The sequence below is a fragment of the Leucobacter tardus genome, from assembly GCF_017583045.1.
Taxonomy (GTDB): domain Bacteria; phylum Actinomycetota; class Actinomycetes; order Actinomycetales; family Microbacteriaceae; genus Leucobacter; species Leucobacter tardus.
In genome coordinates this window covers 642,439-659,552 of record NZ_JAGFBF010000005.1, presented here as the reverse complement: position 1 = coordinate 659,552, position 17,114 = coordinate 642,439, and the positions used below count along the sequence as shown (strand labels likewise).

General features: G+C 70.0%; 18 protein-coding genes. 9 read left to right on the top strand and 9 right to left on the bottom strand.

Annotated features, from left to right (window positions below; translation table 11 throughout):
• Positions 1-110: 110 nt before the first annotated feature.
• The 3 genes from J4H85_RS10065 (at position 111) to argG (ending at position 3,453) form a co-directional block, all read left to right on the top strand.
• Positions 111-947: an aldo/keto reductase gene (locus J4H85_RS10065; protein WP_208239243.1), complete on the top strand. Its 837-nt coding sequence runs from the start codon at positions 111-113 to the stop codon at positions 945-947.
• 11 nt (positions 948-958) lie between these two features.
• Complete coding sequence (locus J4H85_RS10060) at positions 959-1,954, top strand: malate dehydrogenase (protein ID WP_208239242.1); 996 nt, start codon at positions 959-961, stop codon at positions 1,952-1,954.
• A gap of 77 nt (positions 1,955-2,031) precedes the next feature.
• Complete coding sequence (gene argG, locus J4H85_RS10055) at positions 2,032-3,453, top strand: argininosuccinate synthase (protein ID WP_208239241.1); 1,422 nt, start codon at positions 2,032-2,034, stop codon at positions 3,451-3,453.
• A gap of 134 nt (positions 3,454-3,587) precedes the next feature.
• Here argG and J4H85_RS10050 read toward each other — a convergent pair whose 3' ends face one another.
• Entirely contained in the window at positions 3,588-3,836 is a 249-nt protein-coding gene (locus J4H85_RS10050; protein WP_208239240.1) for a WhiB family transcriptional regulator, read from the bottom strand.
• A gap of 227 nt (positions 3,837-4,063) precedes the next feature.
• Between J4H85_RS10050 and J4H85_RS10045 the strand changes: the two genes are divergently transcribed.
• Entirely contained in the window at positions 4,064-4,507 is a 444-nt protein-coding gene (locus J4H85_RS10045) for a hypothetical protein (protein ID WP_208239239.1), read from the top strand.
• Between the two features lie 21 nt (positions 4,508-4,528).
• Here the strand turns inward: J4H85_RS10045 and bcp are convergent, their stop codons facing one another.
• From bcp to aroA, 3 genes are read right to left on the bottom strand one after another with little or no spacing between them, the layout of a single operon-like run.
• Complete coding sequence (bcp, locus tag J4H85_RS10040; protein WP_208239238.1) at positions 4,529-5,002, bottom strand: thioredoxin-dependent thiol peroxidase; 474 nt, start codon at positions 5,000-5,002, stop codon at positions 4,529-4,531.
• Between the two features lie 58 nt (positions 5,003-5,060).
• Positions 5,061-6,155, bottom strand: coding sequence for a ribosome small subunit-dependent GTPase A (gene rsgA, locus J4H85_RS10035; protein WP_208239236.1), 1,095 nt, complete (start codon positions 6,153-6,155; stop codon positions 5,061-5,063).
• Between the two features lie 15 nt (positions 6,156-6,170).
• A complete protein-coding gene (gene aroA / locus J4H85_RS10030) occupies positions 6,171-7,601 on the bottom strand; it encodes a 3-phosphoshikimate 1-carboxyvinyltransferase (protein WP_208239234.1) in 1,431 nt (476 codons plus the stop codon).
• A gap of 164 nt (positions 7,602-7,765) precedes the next feature.
• Here aroA and J4H85_RS10025 point away from each other — a divergent pair, with 164 nt between their 5' ends.
• The gene (locus J4H85_RS10025; protein WP_208240412.1) at positions 7,766-8,401 is read left to right on the top strand and encodes a sigma-70 family RNA polymerase sigma factor; all 636 of its coding nucleotides are present in this window, start codon (positions 7,766-7,768) and stop codon (positions 8,399-8,401) included.
• Complete coding sequence (locus tag J4H85_RS10020; protein WP_208239232.1) at positions 8,398-8,637, top strand: alpha-ketoglutarate decarboxylase; 240 nt, start codon at positions 8,398-8,400, stop codon at positions 8,635-8,637. The genes J4H85_RS10025 and J4H85_RS10020 overlap by 4 nt, the downstream gene beginning before the upstream one ends.
• On the opposite strand, the gene J4H85_RS10015 is transcribed toward J4H85_RS10020, so the two are convergent.
• The 3 genes from J4H85_RS10015 to J4H85_RS10005 form a co-directional block, all read right to left on the bottom strand.
• Positions 8,634-10,169: an ABC transporter substrate-binding protein gene (locus tag J4H85_RS10015; protein ID WP_208239230.1), complete on the bottom strand. Its 1,536-nt coding sequence runs from the start codon at positions 10,167-10,169 to the stop codon at positions 8,634-8,636. The two genes, J4H85_RS10020 and J4H85_RS10015, sit on opposite strands and share 4 nt — an antisense overlap.
• A 168-nt stretch (positions 10,170-10,337) precedes the next feature.
• Positions 10,338-11,192, bottom strand: coding sequence for an arginase family protein (locus J4H85_RS10010; RefSeq protein WP_208239228.1), 855 nt, complete (start codon positions 11,190-11,192; stop codon positions 10,338-10,340).
• Between the two features lie 31 nt (positions 11,193-11,223).
• Positions 11,224-12,069 carry a DUF3097 domain-containing protein gene (locus tag J4H85_RS10005; protein ID WP_208239226.1) on the bottom strand — a complete coding sequence of 282 codons (846 nt, stop codon included), beginning with the start codon at positions 12,067-12,069 and terminating at the stop codon, positions 11,224-11,226.
• Positions 12,070-12,109: 40 nt separating this feature from the next.
• Here J4H85_RS10005 and J4H85_RS10000 point away from each other — a divergent pair, with 40 nt between their 5' ends.
• The 3 genes from J4H85_RS10000 to J4H85_RS09990 are packed head-to-tail and all read left to right on the top strand — an operon-like array spanning position 12,110 to position 15,540.
• Positions 12,110-13,471: an MFS transporter gene (locus tag J4H85_RS10000; RefSeq protein WP_208239224.1), complete on the top strand. Its 1,362-nt coding sequence runs from the start codon at positions 12,110-12,112 to the stop codon at positions 13,469-13,471.
• A gap of 58 nt (positions 13,472-13,529) precedes the next feature.
• Positions 13,530-14,705, top strand: a complete 1,176-nt coding sequence (locus tag J4H85_RS09995; protein ID WP_208239222.1) for a 3-hydroxyisobutyryl-CoA hydrolase — start codon at positions 13,530-13,532, stop codon at positions 14,703-14,705.
• Positions 14,656-15,540 carry a DNA-methyltransferase gene (locus J4H85_RS09990; RefSeq protein WP_208239220.1) on the top strand — a complete coding sequence of 295 codons (885 nt, stop codon included), beginning with the start codon at positions 14,656-14,658 and terminating at the stop codon, positions 15,538-15,540. Before J4H85_RS09995 ends, J4H85_RS09990 begins: the two co-directional genes overlap by 50 nt.
• Here J4H85_RS09990 and pdxT read toward each other — a convergent pair.
• Positions 15,494-16,183 (bottom strand): pyridoxal 5'-phosphate synthase glutaminase subunit PdxT, encoded by a 690-nt coding sequence (gene pdxT / locus J4H85_RS09985; RefSeq protein ID WP_307863595.1) that lies wholly within the window; start codon positions 16,181-16,183, stop codon positions 15,494-15,496. The genes J4H85_RS09990 and pdxT overlap by 47 nt on opposite strands.
• A complete protein-coding gene (gene pdxS / locus J4H85_RS09980) occupies positions 16,180-17,088 on the bottom strand; it encodes a pyridoxal 5'-phosphate synthase lyase subunit PdxS (RefSeq protein WP_208239218.1) in 909 nt (302 codons plus the stop codon). The genes pdxT and pdxS overlap by 4 nt, the downstream gene beginning before the upstream one ends.
• Positions 17,089-17,114: the final 26 nt, after the last annotated feature.

Sequence of the window (17,114 nt, the reverse complement as noted above, 5' to 3'; positions counted from 1 at the left end):
CGCGCGCCCCAATACGGGGCACGGGGCCGCCGTCCGCGTACACTTGCCCCAGCAGGCACGCGAGCATCGCATCCGCCTGCCACCATCGATTCGGAGGGATCAGCGAAGACATGACAGTGATACCAGCACCCCGCATCCAGCTGAACGACGGCCAGAGCATTCCCCAGCTCGGACTGGGCGTCTTCAAGGTCGAGGCCGGCGAAGCCGAGCGCGTGACGAGCGATGCGCTCGAGGTCGGATACCGACACATCGACACGGCATCCTTCTACGGGAACGAGGCCGAGGTCGGCCGCGCCATCGCCGCCTCGGGGGTCGCGCGCGACGAGATCACGGTCACCACGAAGCTCTGGAACACCGATCAGACGCGCGCTCATGAGGCGTTCGATGAGAGTCTCGAGCGCCTCGGGCTCGAGTCGGTCGACCTCTACCTCATCCACTGGCCGCAGCCCATGTACGGGGAGGCGCTCGGCGCCTGGCGATCGCTGATCGAAATCGTCGGTTCCGGTCGCGCGAGCTCCATCGGCGTCTCGAACTTCGAGATCGAGCACCTGCAGCAGCTCCTCGAAGAGACGGGTGTCGTCCCCGCAGTCAACCAGATCGAGCTGCACCCCATGCATCAGCGGCGCGAGCTCGTGCAGTTCTGCCGCGAGCACGACATCGCCGTGGAGGCGTGGGGGCCCCTCTCGCAGGGGAAGTCGGATCTCCTCGAGCGCGACGCGGTCGTCGAGGCCGCGGCGGCGCACGGGAAGACTCCCGCCCAGGTCGTCATCCGCTGGCACGTGCAGCACGGGACCATCGTGTTCCCGAAGACGTCGAAGCGGGAACGCATGGTCGAGAACGCCGATGTCTTCGACTTCGCGCTCACGGACGCGGAGATGGCGGCCCTCGACGCCTACGAGACGGGGCGCGGCTTCGGCGCCGACCCCCGGACCTTCGACCTGCGCTGAGCGGAGAACCGATGAACGACACCAGTCACGCTCCCGTTACCGTCACGCTCACCGGCGCCGGCGGGCAGATCGGGTACGCTGCACTGTTCCGGATCGCCGCGGGCGACATGCTCGGCCCGGACCAGCGGGTCCGCCTGCGCCTGCTCGAGATTCCGCAGGGCATGCGGTCGGCCGAGGGCACCGCACTCGAGCTCGCGGACTGCGCCTTCCCGTTGCTCGACAGCGTCGAGCTGACCGACGACGCGAGTATCGGGTTCGACGGGACCAATATCGCGCTCCTGATCGGATCGCGCCCGCGCACCGCGGGTATGGAGCGGGGCGACCTGCTCGAGGCGAACGGCGCGATCTTCGGGCCGCAGGGTCGGGCGATCGGTGCGGCGGCGGCGGACGACGTCCGCGTCGTCGTCGTCGGCAACCCCGCGAACACGAACGCCCTCATCGCCCAGCAGCACGCCGGGGGAGTCCCGGCCGAGCGCTTCACCGCGCTCACCCGGCTGGATCACAACCGCGCGGTCGGGCTGCTCGCGGCCGAGGCCGGTGTCGCCGTGCCCGAGGTCGCGGGCATCACCATCTGGGGCAACCACTCGGCGACCCAGTACCCCGACGTCAGCGGTGCGACCATCGGCGACCGGCCCGCACTCGACGTGGTCGACGCCGAGTGGGCGCGCGGCGCGTACATCGACCGCGTGGCCAAACGCGGAGCCGAGATCATCGAGGTGCGCGGGGGATCATCGGTCGGATCCGCGGCGAACGCCGCGATCGAGCACGTGCGCGACTGGGTGCTCGGCACCGGAGAGCGCCGCACGAGCGCAGCCGTCGTGTCGCGCGGCGAGTACGGCGTGCCCGAGGGCCTCATCTCGTCGTTCCCCGTGCGCGCCGTGGACGGCGCCTGGAACGTGGTCGAAGATCTCGAGATCGACGCGTTCTCGCGGGAGCGGATCGATCGGTCGGTGGCCGAACTGGTGTCGGAGCGCGACGCCGTCAGGGGCCTCGGACTCATCGGCTGAACGCCGCATGGCCGCCATCCCACGGGGCGGCGGGCATGCGGTCCGAGTGCTCCCGCGTCACCCCTAGGATAGAGAGCATGTCCAAGGTTCTTTCATCTCTTCCCGTGGGCGAGCGCGTCGGCATCGCCTTCTCCGGCGGTCTCGACACCTCGTGCGCGGTCGCGTGGATGCGCGAGAAGGGCGCGGTGCCCTGCACCTACACCGCAGATATCGGTCAGTACGACGAGCCCGACATCGACGGAGTCGCCGATCGCGCCAAGGAGTACGGCGCCGAGATCGCGCGCCACGTCGATGCCAAGCGTCCGCTCGTCGAGGAGGGGTTCGTCGCGCTGCAGTGCGGTGCGTTCAACGTCCGCTCGGGCGGCAAGACCTACTTCAACACGACGCCGCTCGGGCGCGCGGTGACCGGCACGCTCCTCGTCCGCGCCATGAAGGAGGACGGCGTCGACATCTGGGGCGACGGCTCCACCTACAAGGGCAACGACATCGAGCGGTTCTACCGGTACGGTCTCATGGCGAACCCGGCGCTCCGCATCTACAAGCCCTGGCTCGATGCGGACTTCGTGACCGAGCTCGGCGGACGCCACGAGATGAGCGAGTGGCTCGTCGCTCACGGATTCCCGTATCGCGACGCGACCGAGAAGGCCTACTCGACCGACGCCAACATTTGGGGCGCGACGCACGAGGCGAAGAAGCTCGAGTTCCTCGACGCCGGTCTCGACATCGTCGAGCCGATCATGGGCGTCGCCGCCTGGCGCGAAGACGTGACGGTGGAGACGGAGGAGGTGTCGGTGCGGTTCGAGGCCGGCCGTCCGGTCGCGATCAACGGCGTCGAGTACAGCGATCCGGTCGCACTCGTCTTCGAGGCGAACGCCATCGGAGGTCGCCACGGCCTCGGCGTCTCCGACCAGATCGAGAACCGCATCATCGAGGCGAAGTCGCGCGGCATCTACGAGGCGCCGGGCATGGCCCTGCTGCATATCGCCTACGAGCGGCTGGTGAACGCGATCCACAACGAGAACACGCTCGCCTCGTACCACGCCGACGGCCGCAAGCTCGGTCGCCTCATGTACGAAGGCCGCTGGCTCGACCCCGAGGCCCTCATGCTGCGGGAGGCGCTGCAGCGGTGGGTCGGCTCAGCCATCACGGGCGAGGTCACCCTGCGTCTCCGTCGCGGCGACGACTACACGATCCTGAACACCACGGGCGACAACCTCAGCTACCACCCCGAGAAGCTCTCGATGGAGCGCACGGTCGGTGCGGCGTTCGGTCCCGAGGATCGGATCGGTCAGCTCACGATGCGGAACCTGGACATCGCGGATTCGCGTCAACGACTCGAGCAGTACGCGCAGCTTGGGCTGGTCGGCGGCCAGACCGCTGAGCTGGTCGGCGAACTCGAGGCCGGTGGTGCCGAACAGATCGCCGACGCGGTCTCCGGCATCGACGAGGAGGGCGATGCGCTCGGGCTCTCCGCCGCGTTCGACGCCGGCACAGACTAGGCCGTCAGCGCCGCGTGCCTGCGCCCCCCTCGCGAGGGTGGAGGCACGCGGGCGGCAGCCGATGAGCGCATGGGCATGACGAAGGCCCCGGGAGCACTCCCGGGGCCTTCCGTCTCAGCGTCGCGCGATGCGACTCAGGAGGCGCGGCGCGCGCGAGCGGCGCGACGCTTCAACGCCCGGCGCTCGTCCTCGCTCAGACCGCCCCAGACGCCCGAATCCTGACCGGTGTCCATGGCGTACTGCAGGCACATCTCGGTGACGGTGCACCGTGCGCATACCGACTTCGCGCGCTCGATCTGGTCGACGGCCGGTCCGGTGTTGCCGACCGGGAAAAAGAGCTCCGGGTCAACCGTGAGGCAAGCTGCCTGCTCGCGCCAATCCATACTGTGTCCTCCTCATGTGCATTGCACGCACGCGAAGATACCAGTGGCTGGGTAGCCTGATCTCGCGCCGTAACTGTTCAACGTGGCTGAGTATGCTCACGTCGGCGTGCGCGAAACTCGACTGCATATATGGTTTCACGGAACATCAGTCAAATCAATAGTGAATTTTTGAAATGTGAGACCATGCTGGGGGTGCGCCGCACGGGTGCGCCAGGGAGGAATCATCCATGCAGCAGGGGCCGGAGCGTCACGACGGTGCAGAGGTGTGCTCGCGCACGGCGTGGCGGGTGCTCGTCGCGGTGCTGATCGTCGAGGCCGTTGGAGGCGTCGCGCTCATGTGGCCGGTGGTGCAGGCGGTGTTCGCGCCGACGCACGACACGCTCGGAGCGCGCGTGAGCGTGCTGCTCGCCGTGGTGCTCGCCTGGGCATGGGTCTGCGTGACGCTGGCGGGTGCGGTCGTCAAGCGGGCGCCATGGGCGCGCGGTTCGGCGATCACGATCCACGTGCTCATGTTCGCGGCCGGAACCGGTGTGCTCCAGGGAATTCTCGGCACCCCGCTGCTCGGCTGGGCGCTCGTGCTGCTCGCGTTCCTCGGCTTCTTCTCGGCGCTCCTGGCGCGGCCCACCGTGTCGGATGCGGCAGGATCGCTCGGCGCGACCGAGCACCGCTGAGCGCCGGCGGATCGCTGCGGCCTAGGCTCCGAGCAGCTTGCGCACGCGTGCGACGTGGCCGGTCGCCTTCACATTGGTGAGCGCGTGCTCGATGCGGCCGTCGGGGTCGATGACGAAGGTCGATCGGATGACCCCGTTCACCACCTTCCCGTAGAGCTTCTTCTCGCCGTACGCGCCGTAGGCGTGGTGCACTGCGTAGTCGGGATCGCTCAGCAGCGGGTAGGGGAGCCCGTCGCGCTCGGCGAAGCGCTTCTGCTTCTCCGGGTCGTCGTGCGAGATGCCGAGCACCCGGATCCCTGCGGCGAGCAGCGGTTCCACGGCGTCGCGGAAATCGCACGCTTCCGTCGTGCAACCGGGGGTCATCGCCTGCGGGTAGAAGAAGACGACGACGCGCTGCCCGCGGAGATCGGACAGCGCGACCGTGCCGCCGTCCTGGTCGGTCAGGGAGAAGTCGGGGGCGGTGTCACCGGTGTCGAGCATCACGCGATCAGTCATGGGACCAGCCTACCCAGGGTCCGCGCGACCGCGCACCGCAGGGGACGCGCGCGACGACTCAGCGCTCGCTCGAGCGCTCGGACGACCGGTCGTGCAGGAGTCTTCTGAGCGACTCGACGCGCTCGGCGCCGACGGCGTCGAGTCGTCCGTCGGCGATCGCCGCGTCGAGCTCGCAGTCGGGAGCGTCGGCGAGGTGGGTGCATCCGCGCGGACAGGCATCGATGAGCGGGGCGAGGTCGTGGAAGCTGCGGAGAATGGCATCCGCTTCGACGTGACCTAGGCCGAAGGAGCGCACCCCGGGGGTGTCGACGACCCAGCCGGGAACGGCATCGAGGCCTACGAGCGCGGGATCGGTGCGCAGCGCGATCGACGACGACGACGTGTGACGGCCCCGGCCGGTGACCTCGTTCACGTGCCCGGTGGCGCGATCGGCGTCGGGCACCAGCGCGTTGATGAGCGTCGACTTGCCGACACCGGAGTGTCCGACGAAGACGGTGGTGCGCCCGGCGAGCGCGTCGTGGATCTCGGCCAGCGGTTCGGCTCCGACGCGCGAGCGGAACACCGGGATCTCGAGCGATGCGAACGTCTCGAGAAACGGCCCGGGGTCGGCGAGGTCGGTCTTCGTCATGACCAGGAGCGGGGTAATACCGGCGTCGTACGCCGCGGCCAGGTAGCGGTCGACCAGCCGGACCCGCGGCTCGGGATTCGCCGCGGCGATGACGATGAGCATCTGGTCCGCGTTCGCGACGATCACGCGCTCGACCCGATCGGTGTCGTCCGCGCTGCGTCTCAGGAGGGTGCGCCGGTCGCCGAGACTGACGATCCGCGCGAGCGTCCCCTCGTCACCGCTGACGTCGCCGACGAGCTGGACGCGGTCACCCGTGACGATGGCCTCGCGCCGCAGTTCTCGTGCGCGGCTCGCGACGATGGTGCGTTCGCGCGCGTCATCGGGGTCTGCGCCGGTCGCGATCAGTACGGCGTATCTGCCGCGGTCGACGCCGGTGACCATGCCGCCGACCGCATCGGCGTGCTCGGGCCGGCGCTTGGTGCGCGGCCGGTTCGCCTTCGGATTCGGGCGCGCGCGGACCGTGTGGTCGGCGTACTCGCCGTACGGCTCGTCGCCGTCATCGTCGTCGAAGTTCAACCAGCTCATCGCGTCGCGTGCCCGTCACAGTCCGAGCATCGAGAACGGGGAGCCGAACGGATCGGGTGAGGGCTCGGCGTCGGTGCGGGCCGGTTCATCGACGCCGAGCATCCGGTGCCAGAGTTCGGAGAACTGGGGCAGGGTCTTGCTCGTGCTCTCGATGTCGTCGACGGTGACTCCGGGCACGCGCAAACCGATGAGCGCACCCGTGGTCGCCATCCGGTGGTCGGCGTAGCTGCGCCACAGGTCGCCGCGCAACTCGGCCGGTTCGATGGCGATGCCGTCGTCGAGCTCGCGCGCCCGGCCGCCGAGCCGGTTGATCTCGGCGACGAGGCCGGCGATGCGGTCGGTCTCGTGGTGCCGGATATGACCGATGCCGGTGATCTCGCTCGGGCTCTCGGCGAGCGCGGCGAGGCCCACGAGTGTCGGTGCGAGCTCCCCGGCTTCGGGGACGTGCAACCGGACCCCGCGCACCGCACCGTCGCCCGAGACCGTCAGAACATCGCCGGTGAGCGCGACGTCGGCGCCGAACTCGGGCAGCAGCGCGCGCAGGTGATCGCCCACCTGCGTCGTGTCCGCCGGCCAGTGCGGCACACTGACCCGTCCGCCTGCGACGAGCGCTGCCGCGAGGAACGGGGCGGCGTTCGAGAGATCGGGTTCGATGATGAGGTCGCGCGCGCCGATCGGACCGGGGGCCACGCGCCACTCGTTCGGCGCGGGCGACGTCGCGTCGACGCCGCGCGCCCGAAGGGCCGCGAGCGTCATCTCGATGTGCGGCAGGCTCGGAACACGATCGCCGACGTGCACGAGGTGCACCCCTTCGACGAACCGGGGCGCCGAGAGCAGCAGGCCGGAGACGAACTGGCTCGACAGCGAGGCGTCGAGCTCGACGCGGCCGCCGCGCAGCCCGCCCGACCCGTGGACCGTGAACGGGAGGACCCCGCGCCCCTCGTCCGAGATGTCCGCGCCGAGAACGCGCAGCGCTTCGAGGATCGCTCGCATCGGACGCTTCCGGGCGTAGGTGTCGCCGTCGAACGCCGTGGGGCCGAGCGCGAGTGCCGCGACGGGCGGCACGAACCGCATGACGGTCCCGGCGAGACCGCACGCGATGCTCGTCGAACCGGTGAGCTCATCGGCGGGACGGATGCGGAGGTCGTCGCCGAACGGCTGGTCGGTCGGGATCTCGGTGATCTCGGTGCCGAGGTTGCGCAGCGCGTCGATCATGAGCGCGGTGTCGCGGGAGTGGAGCGGCGCGCGCAGACGGCCGACCTCGTCGGCGAGTGCGGCGAGAACCAACTCGCGACCCGTCAGAGACTTCGACCCGGGGAGCGGTACGCGGGCGTCGAGTCGACCCGGCGCAGTGGGCGCGTCCCAGGGCGGCGGGGCGTCGTCGGCGGTCTCTCCGCCCCGTACCTCGTCGCCGTCTTTTCCGGGGTTCATCTTTCCAACCAGCATCGTGTTCGAGTGTAGCGGGGGAATACCGCGTCCCACCGACGGGTTGCACTCGGCGAGCAGGTCCGGGCGGCGGACCGCGATCGACCGCGGAGGTGGCTGTGTCAGCAGTGGGGCTCTTGGAGCGCCTAGGATCGGGGAGTGTGAGCGGACCCGATGACACCCCGATGGCGCCGAGCGCGCGTTTCGAGCGCGATGCCCTCCCGCTGCTGGACCAGCTGTACGGAGCCGCGATGAAGATGACGCGGAACCCTCAGGATGCGCAGGATCTGGTGCAGGAGACGTATCTCAAGGCCTACGCCGCCTTCGACAGCTTCACGGAGGGAACGAATCTCAAGGCGTGGCTGTATCGGATCATGACGAACTCGTACATCAACGGCTACCGCAAGAAGCAGCGGGAGCCGTTCCTCGGTGCCGTGGACGACCTCGAGGACTGGCAGATGGGCGGCGCCGAGTCGACCACCGCCATGTCTTCGCGGTCGGCCGAAGCCGAGGCGATCGATCGCGCCCCCGACTCCGTCGTGACGACGGCGCTGAACGCGCTGCCTGAGGACTTCCGGATGGCCGTGTACCTCGCCGACGTGGAGGGCTTCAGCTACCAGGAGATCGCCGACATCATCGGCGTCCCCATCGGAACCGTGATGAGCCGCCTGCACCGCGGCCGCGGTCGCCTCCGGACCGCGCTGCGCGAGTACGCGATGGAGCAGGGCGTGAGCGTCGAGCGCACGGGCCGCGCGGGCGCGCGGTCGCGCGGCGCGGCGACGGGAAGCGGCAGTGCCGAGAGCGAAGGAGGAGCGGAATGACCGAGAACGAGTGCGCGCAGGCGCGGGCGAACATCGAGGAGCTCATCCGGGGCGAGCAGTGCGCCGGTCAGCGCGAGGCGCTGATGCGTCACCTCGACGAGTGCGATGACTGCCGGTCGGAGGAGCAGGTGTGCCAGCGACTCACGGAGGCGGTGAAGCGGGCCTGCGCCGAATCGGCCCCGCAGTCGCTGCGCGAGGCGATCCGGATCGGTCTGCGCGACTTGCACCGCGCCTAGCGCCCGACGCTGATCCCTTCGAGCGGGATGCGGGAGTTGGTGTTGCACTCCGGGAATCCGGTGACGTGCGATGCGACGACGTTCGTCGGCGTGTAGTTGTACAGCCACTTCGCCGGTGCGTCCTCCGCCACCCGCTGCGCGGCCTCGGCGAGCAGGCGTTCGGTTTCGGCGCCGTCCTCCGCAGCGATGGCGTCGGCGTAGAGGTCCTGCACCCGTGAGCTGTCGTACCCGAGATAGGAAGTCGGGTCGGCGTAGCGCTGAATGTCGCGCGCATCGGCGTGATCGACGTAGCTCAACTGGAAGTCGCGATTGGTGTACACCTCGTCGAGCCAGGCCGAGAACGGGATGCGCTTGACGCGCACGCTCACCCCGACATCGGCGAGCTGCGTGGTGATGAGATCGAGCGGTGCCGAATCGTAGAACTCGGGTGCCGTGAGCGTGAGGCTCAGATTCGTCTGGCCGGCTTCGGCGAGCAGTGAGCGTGCCGCCGTCGGGTCGTACGCGTTCACCGAAGTGAGGTCTTCGTACCCCGGCTCGGGCTCGGGGATCGGGCCGCCGAGCGGTTTCCCGTCGCCGTTCTGGGACGCGATGATCGCATCGGGGTCGATGGCGCGGCTCAGCGCCTCGCGCACCCTCGGGTCGTCGAGCGGCGGTCGATCACTGTTGAACGCGAGCGTGAAGACATCGCTGCCCTCGGCGCGCACCATCCGGAACGTCGAGTCCTCCTCGAACTCGGGCCGCAGCGACGGCAGCAGCGCGGTGTGGACGTCGACGTCGCCGTCGCGGAGCGCGGCGACCGCGTCCCGTCCGTCGACGAGGAAGCGGAATGTGGCGCGGCGAATCTCGGGCTCGGCGCCCCAGTAGTCGTCGACGCGGGTGAGCGTGAGATGCTCGCCGCGCACCCAATCATGGAAGCGGTAGGGGCCGGTCCCGTTGGTGTCCTGGGTGAGGTCGGTGTGATCTCCACTCTCGAAGATCAGTCCCTCGCGTCCGGCGAGGGTCCAGAGCAGCGTGTTGTCGGGCTGATCGAGCGTGATCGTGACGTTGCGTCCCTCACCGGTGACCTCGGCCCAGTTCTCGGCGCCGAGCGTGCCGTCGTTGAGCGTCGTCTCGAGGGATTCGGTGACGTCTGCGACCGAGAGCTCGGCTCCGGATGCGAACCGCACCCCGTTGCGCAGTTCGAACGCGTACTCCCGGCCATCGGCGCTCACCTCGGGCAACGCCGTCGCCAGTACCGGACGGTAGGCATCGATCGACCCGACGTCGAGCCCGATGAGACCCTGGTAGACGTTGTCGATGAGGATCTGATCGAGCGGCGTCCCCGGCGTGCTGCGAATGTCGAGATTCTGCGGCTCCGCGATGAGTCCGATCGAGATCCGATCGCCCACGGCCTTCGCGATAAACGCCCACACGACCGAGGCGATCAGGGCGATCACGAGCACGGCGGCGATCGTGAGCACGGTGCGTCGTCGCGGCCGACGTCGCGGCGCGGACGACGTCGCCGCGGCTGCGGCGGTGGGTGACTCCGACACGGTGAGGGCTCCTCCGGGGACGTGCGCGGATTCCTTGGGGCGCGCAATACAGGGGTACGGTGCTGTTTCACGCGCGCCGGTGCACGATCATCGGTAGCCGACATTACGCCCCGCGCCGGGGTTCCCGTGCCCAGAAACCGGGTTTGTTGCGGTGTTGTTATGCGCCGATCACATCGCGGACGTGAGGGCTGCGAGGATCCGGAGCACCGTCGGCTGGTCGTCCGCTGCGGTGGAGGCACTGGACGGGGCGAACTCGGTGATGTCCGCGCCGCACAGAGGCAGCGTGCCGACGGCCGCGCGGATCGCCGCGGTCAGCTCGGTGACGGTGGCACCGAACGGCAGTTGCGCGTGGACCGAGGAGAACTCCGCGGGGTCGATCACTCCGAGACCGACGTGGACGTAGACGTGCGTGGCACCCGTCTCCGCCAGTCTCGAGCTGACACGCTCGGCGAGCGCATCAGCACCGTCGACGCCGTCCGGTCCGATGTCGATGGTCGCGAGCCCGCGCTGCTCGATCTCGGCGAGTTCGTCGGCGTCGAGATCACGCGCACCGACGAGCGTCACCGCAGCGGACGAGACCGGGTGCGCAAATGCGAGGTCGGCGATGCCGTCGCCCAGAGCGTGGCGCAGCGTCATACAGGCAGCGGCACCCGTGGCAGACGTGCTCGGGTGCTCGAGCCCGGCGTCGGCATCGCACCAGAGGACGGCGAGTCGATCGCCGTGGGCCCGAACCGCGGCGTCGAGACCCGCGAGGCTCGTGGACGTATCCCCGCCCACGATGATCGCCGGTTCCGCGACGGCGGCGAGCACATCGAGCGCGGCGTCGCGCGCCGCGAGCACGCTGCTCAGGCGCGCGACGGGCGTACCGAGCGCATCACCCGCCTTGTCGGGCACCGCGACGTCGTGCCGCGCACGGCTCGGCAGGTCCTCGCCGAGCGCCTGCGCCCCGTCCATGAGTTGCATGGCACGAGAGGACGGTGACCCCTGCCACTGTGGCATCCAGAGATAGACCGGCTTCGACATACCCTCATCGTACGCTCGGCGCGGCCGCTTTTCAGCCGGTCTGCGGGACGGTGACGAAGTCGATGAGGTGCTCCACCCGTCCGATGAGCTCCGGCTCCAGATCGCGCACGGTACGGACCCGACCGCGGATGCGCGACCACGCCTCGGCGATGTCCGCGGGTTCGTCGCCCGGCCACCCGAGCGCGCGGCAGATGCCGGACTTCCACTCGATGCTGCGCGGAATCTCGGGCCACCGTTCGAGCCCGACGCGAGCCGGTTTCACTGCCTGCCAAATGTCGACGAACGGGTGGCCGACGATCAGGACGTGGTCCTTCCACGGCCCCCGCTCGATGGCAGATGCGATACGGGTCTCCTTGCTGCCCCTGACCAAGTGGTCGAGCAGGACCCCCGCGCGTCGGTCGGGCCCCGGCCCGAAGTCTGCGAGTACGTCCTCGAGATTGTCCGCGCCCTCCAGCAGTTCGACGACAACGCCCTCCACGCGCAGGTCGTCGCCCCAGATCTGCTCGACGAGCTCGGCATCGTGCTTGCCCTCGACGAAGATGCGACTCGGCATCGCGACCTTCGCGCGCTGCTCGGCGACGGCGACGGACCCTGATGCCGTGCGACGTGGCCCACGGGGCGCCGCCTGCGGCATCTGCAGCGTCACCGGCTTTCCCTCGATCATGAAGCCGTCGCGCAGTGAGAACGCACGCACCTTGCCCCGACCGTTCTCGAGCTCGACCATGCCCTGTCTGACGCCGACGACGGCGCCGCACCACTCGGTCTCGGAGTGCTCGACGATCAGGCCGCGCTTCAGCGTCACCAGGGCCCGCTGCACGGGCCCGCGCTGCGGTTTCATATCGGCCAGCACATCGCGGTCGTAACGGGGGTCGTGCATGCGGACGAGCCTATCGCGCGGGCGGTGATACGGTGCTCGAGTGAGCTCAGGGGATCCGACGGATGCGCAGCCCGGCGCGCGTCGAACCGGACGACTCACGGGTCTCCTCGTCGATATCAGTCCGCTCAGGCAGAGCCCGGCCTTCGCGCGCCTCTGGATCGGCACCTCGGTCGCGCAGATCGGCGCGCAGCTGACCGTCGTGGCGGTCGGACTCCACGTCTATGCGCTCACGCACTCCACGCTCGCCGTCGCGCTCGTCGCGCTCTGGGCGCTGGGCCCGATGATCCTCGCCGGCTTTCTCGGCGGATCCCTGGCCGACACCTACGACCGCAGGCTCGTGGCGCTCGGCACCTCGGTGGTCGCCTGGGTCGCGATCGGCACTATGACGACCATCGCGTTCCTCGGAGTGACCGCGACGTGGCCGTACTACGCGCTCGCGGCTGTGAATGCGGCGTCCGCGACGATGATGGGCACCGCGCGCGGCGCGATCCTGCCCCGGATCCTGCCCGCTCAGCTGCTCCCCGCGGCCGCGGCCCTGAACGGCATCATGATGGGAATCGCGGTCACAGTCGGTCCCGCGCTCGCCGGCGTCTTCGTCGCCTCCTTCGGATTCGCCTGGACGTATCTCGTCGATGCGGTGCTGTTCACCGCCGCGTTCATCGGCATCCTCAGCCTGCCGTCCGTGAAGCCCGAGCGCGGCGCCCATGCGTCGCGCGGGCTGGGGTTCTCCGCGGTGACTGCGAGCCTGCGCTTCCTGCGGCACGCCCCCAACGTGCGGGCCACCTTCATCTTCGATCTCATCGCGATGACCTTCGGGCAGCCCCGCGTCGTGTTTCCGGCGGCCGGCGCGCTCGTGCTCGGGGGCGAGGCCGTGACAGTGGGAGCGCTCACGGCCTCCTTCGCGGCGGGCGCACTGCTGAGCGGCCTCGTCTCCGGCCCCCTCGGCCGGGTCAGACGGCAGGGACGCGCCGTGACCGGCGCGATCCTCTCGTACGGCATCTGCACCGCGCTGTTCGGCGTCGTGCTCCTCGTCACGGAAGCCGTGCAGACCGGCACCGCCACCCCGGAGGACCCGCGCGATGTCGTGTGGCCCGCCCTGATCCTCGCGTGCGTCGCGCTCGCCGGCGCCGGGGCGAGCGACAACGTGAGCGCCGTGTTCCGCACCACCATCCTGCAGGCTGCCGCACCCGACGACGTGCGCGGACGCATGCAGGGGCTCTTCTACGTCGTCGTCGCCGGGGGGCCGCGCGTGGGCGACCTGTTCGCGGGAGCGCTCGCCGCGGTACTGGCGCTCTGGGCGCCCGCACTCATCGGGGGTCTCGTCATCGTCGCGCTCATGGTGGTGATGTTCCGCGTGTACCGTGGGTTCCAGCAGTACGACGCGGCCGCACCGGTTCCGTGAGCGCGGTGCGCGACGGGAACCCGCAGGTTGGCGCGCCCACCGAGCCGAAGGAGAACCCGTGACCGAACCCACCGCCGCTTCGACCGCTACGGCGCCCACCGTGCTGACGCGTCTGGCCGGATCGGCCCTGCACGTCACGCTGAACCGGCCGCGGGCGATCAACGCGCTCACGCTCGAGATGTTCCGGCTGCTCGACGGTGCACTGACCGAGGCGGTGGACGGCGGGGCGCGCCTGATCCTGCTGGACGGGGCAGGAGAACGCGGCTTCTGCGGCGGCGGAGACATCAAGGCGATGTCCGCCGACGGGGCGCGCGATGCTCACGAGATCCTCTCCACCGAGTACGACGTCGACCACCGCATCGCGACCTCGGCCGTTCCGGTCGTCGGCATCATGGACGGTGTCACCATGGGCGGTGGACTCGGCCTCACCGCGCACGCCGCGCTGCGCGTCGTGACCGAGCGCAGCCTGCTCGCGATGCCCGAGGCGCGCATCGGAATCGTTCCGGATGTCGGCGGCAACGTGCTGTTCGCACGCGCACCCGGCCGCATCGGCGAACTGCTCGCGATCACGGCTGGCACCATGGACGCGGGCGATGCGATCGCTCTCGGGTTCGCCGACGCGTTCGTGCGATCCGAACGGCTGCCAGACCTGTACGCCGCGCTTGAGGCGATCCCCGACGCGGGTGACGCGCTCGTCGCCGCGCGAGCCGCGGTGCAGCGCTTCGCCGAGCCGGCACCGGAGTCCGCGCTGCTCGCCGCACGCACCTGGTTCGATCCGCTCGCCGACGCCGCGCTCGGCGACGCCGTACCGTCGGCGTCGGCGACGATCGCGTCCGCGCGGGCACTCATCACGGCGCTCGAGGCGTCGGCTGACGCGCGAGCGACGGAGACCGCTGCGACGGTCCGGGCGATGAACCCGGTGTCGGTGGCGGTGGCCATCGCGCGCATCGCGGCGACCCGTGCGCTCGATGCGGGGACGGGCGGGGAGCAGGACGATCCGGCGCGCACCGTCCTGCGACGCGTGCTCGACGAGGATCTGCGCGTGCTCACCGCGCTCGCGACGCACCCGAACTTCGCGGAGGGGGTGCGGGCGCAGGTCATCGACAAGGATCGCCGACCGCGCTGGCAACCGACGCGCATCGAGGAGCTCGGTCCGGACGACCTCGCCGTTCTGGGATCGACGGATGCGGAGTCGCCGCTACGATCGAGGGGTGACAGCGCCCTGGAATCCTGAGGACGCCGCCACCGTCTACCTCGGCGACAATCTGCCGATCCTGCGCGCACTGCCGAGCGCGGCCGTCACCGTCGCCTACCTGGATCCGCCCTTCAACACCGGGCGCATGCGGCAGGCAGAGCGCGTGCGCGGCGTTCCGCTCGACGAGGGCGGCAATCGTCTGGGCTTCCGCGGACTGGGGTACCGGGTCACTCGCCAGATGACCTTGGCGTACGACGACCGCTTCGGGGCCTACTGGGACTTCCTGGAACCGCGACTGGCCGAGACCTGGCGGCTGCTCGCCCCCGATGGGACGCTCTACCTGCACCTCGACTACCGCGAAGTCCACTACGCGAAGGTGCTGCTCGACGCGCTGTTCGGTCCGGAGTGCTTCTTGAACGAGATCATCTGGGCCTACGACTACGGCGCTCGGGCGCGGAACCGTTGGCCCACGAAGCACGAGAACATTCTCGTCTACGTGAAGGATCCGGAACGGTACCACTTCGATGCCGAAGCCGTCGACCGGGAGCCGTACATGGCGCCCGGCCTGGTGACCCCGGAGAAAGCGGCCAGGGGCAAGCTGCCGACCGACACCTGGTGGCACACGATCGTGTCGCCCACGGGAGCGGAGCGCACCGGCTATCCGACGCAGAAGCCGGTGGGCATCGTGCGCCGCATGATCCAGGCGTCGTCGCGGCGCGGGGATGTCGTGCTCGACCCGTTCGCGGGCAGCGGCACGGCCGGGGCCGCGGCCCGCCAGCTCGGTCGGCGGGCGGTGCTCATCGATGACAACGCCGAGGCGTTCGAGGTCATGCGACAGCGGTTCGACGCCAGCGGGACGCGCTTCGTCCCGTGACGGAACCGCGCGCCTCGATCTGATCGAGGAGCATCCGATGCAGCGTGGGATCGCCGCTCACCTCGGGGTGGAAGGCCACTCCGGTGATCGGCAGCCGTCGCGCCTGCGCACCGACGATCGCGTTGCCGGAGCGGGCGAGCGGACGCGCCTCCGGGCCTACGGCCACGATCTCGGGGGCTCGGATCAAGGCGCCTCGCAGGCTCGGCGCCGACGCATCACCCGATCGCGAGGCGTCGAAATCGAGCCGGAACTCGGCCTCGTGCGAGGCGATCTGCGCGCCGAACGCATTCCGCCGCACCGCGACGTCGAGGACTCCGAGCGAGTGCTGACCCGGGGCGGGGTCCTCGATGCGATCGGCGAGCATGATCAGTCCGGCGCAGGTGCCGAGCGTCGGCACCCCCGCCCGGATCGTTTCGCGCAGCGGGTCCGCGAGCCCCAGTCGGCGGCTGAGCCGGTCGATCACGCCCGACTCGCCGCCGGGCAGGACGAGCGCATCGACTCTCGGCCCGTCCGGTCCGCTGACCTCTGCGGCTCGGCGCAGGAGCGTCACTCTGGCGCCCAGCGCTTCGATGACCCGCGCGTGCTCGGCCACGCCGCCCTGCAGCGCGAGCACGCCGACGACGGGGGTGTGCGGCCGTGTCACCAGCCGCGCTCCGCGAGACGGTGTGGCGCAGGCAGGTCGGCCACGTTGATGCCGACCATCGCCTCGCCGAGTCCGCGCGACGCATCGGCGACCGCTCGGGGGTCGTCGAACTGGGCCGTCGCGGCGACGATGGCGGCGGCTCGCCGTTCGGGTGCACCCGACTTGAAGATGCCCGATCCGACGAACACGCCATCCGCACCGAGCTGCATCATCATCGCGGCGTCGGCGGGAGTCGCGACCCCGCCCGCCGTGAACAGCACCACCGGCAGCGCGCCGGTCTCGGCGACCTCGCGGACGAGTTCGACGGGGGCCTGCAGTTCTTTCGCCGCGACGTAGAGCTCGTCGGGGGTGAGCGTGCGCAACCGGTTGATCTCGCCGCGGATGGTGCGGATGTGCTTCGTCGCCTCCGACACGTCGCCGGTGCCCGCCTCGCCCTTGGAGCGGATCATCGCCGCGCCTTCCGTGATGCGGCGGAGCGCTTCGCCGAGGTTCGTCGCCCCGCACACGAAGGGGACGGTGAACCCCTGCTTGTCGATGTGGTTGACGTAGTCGGCGGGGGAGAGGACCTCCGACTCGTCGATGTAGTCGACCTCCAGGGCCTCGAGCACCTGCGCCTCGACGAAGTGGCCGATGCGCGCCTTCGCCATGACCGGGATCGAGACGGCGGCCTTGATGCCGTCGATGAGATCGGGGTCGCTCATGCGTGCGACACCGCCCTGCGCGCGGATGTCGGCCGGGACGCGCTCCAGTGCCATGACGGCGACCGCGCCGGCGTCCTCGGCGATACGGGCTTGCTCGGGCGTGACGACGTCCATGATGACGCCGCCCTTCAGCATGTCGGCGAGGCCGCGCTTGACGAGGGGCGAACCGATGGCGGACGTGGGAACGGAGTGTGCAGTGGTCATGGCATCAGCTTGGCGGAGGAGCTTGG

What these genes read in the sequence shown, in the direction of transcription:
- bcp (WP_208239238.1), bottom strand. Translation starts at nt 5,002, where the DNA reads ATGACTGATCGCGTGATGCTCGACACCGGTGACACCGCCCCCGACTTC.
- J4H85_RS10020 (WP_208239232.1), top strand. Translation starts at nt 8,398, where the DNA reads ATGACCGAGAACGAGTGCGCGCAGGCGCGGGCGAACATCGAGGAGCTC.
- J4H85_RS10005 (WP_208239226.1), bottom strand. Translation starts at nt 12,069, where the DNA reads ATGCACGACCCCCGTTACGACCGCGATGTGCTGGCCGATATGAAACCG.
- J4H85_RS10025 (WP_208240412.1), top strand. Translation starts at nt 7,766, where the DNA reads ATGGCGCCGAGCGCGCGTTTCGAGCGCGATGCCCTCCCGCTGCTGGAC.
- argG (WP_208239241.1), top strand. Translation starts at nt 2,032, where the DNA reads ATGTCCAAGGTTCTTTCATCTCTTCCCGTGGGCGAGCGCGTCGGCATC.
- J4H85_RS10045 (WP_208239239.1), top strand. Translation starts at nt 4,064, where the DNA reads ATGCAGCAGGGGCCGGAGCGTCACGACGGTGCAGAGGTGTGCTCGCGC.
- J4H85_RS10010 (WP_208239228.1), bottom strand. Translation starts at nt 11,192, where the DNA reads ATGTCGAAGCCGGTCTATCTCTGGATGCCACAGTGGCAGGGGTCACCG.
- rsgA (WP_208239236.1), bottom strand. Translation starts at nt 6,155, where the DNA reads ATGAGCTGGTTGAACTTCGACGACGATGACGGCGACGAGCCGTACGGC.
- J4H85_RS10050 (WP_208239240.1), bottom strand. Translation starts at nt 3,836, where the DNA reads ATGGATTGGCGCGAGCAGGCAGCTTGCCTCACGGTTGACCCGGAGCTC.
- J4H85_RS10065 (WP_208239243.1), top strand. Translation starts at nt 111, where the DNA reads ATGACAGTGATACCAGCACCCCGCATCCAGCTGAACGACGGCCAGAGC.
- aroA (WP_208239234.1), bottom strand. Translation starts at nt 7,601, where the DNA reads ATGCTGGTTGGAAAGATGAACCCCGGAAAAGACGGCGACGAGGTACGG.
- pdxS (WP_208239218.1), bottom strand. Translation starts at nt 17,088, where the DNA reads ATGACCACTGCACACTCCGTTCCCACGTCCGCCATCGGTTCGCCCCTC.
- J4H85_RS09990 (WP_208239220.1), top strand. Translation starts at nt 14,656, where the DNA reads ATGCGGAGTCGCCGCTACGATCGAGGGGTGACAGCGCCCTGGAATCCT.
- J4H85_RS10060 (WP_208239242.1), top strand. Translation starts at nt 959, where the DNA reads ATGAACGACACCAGTCACGCTCCCGTTACCGTCACGCTCACCGGCGCC.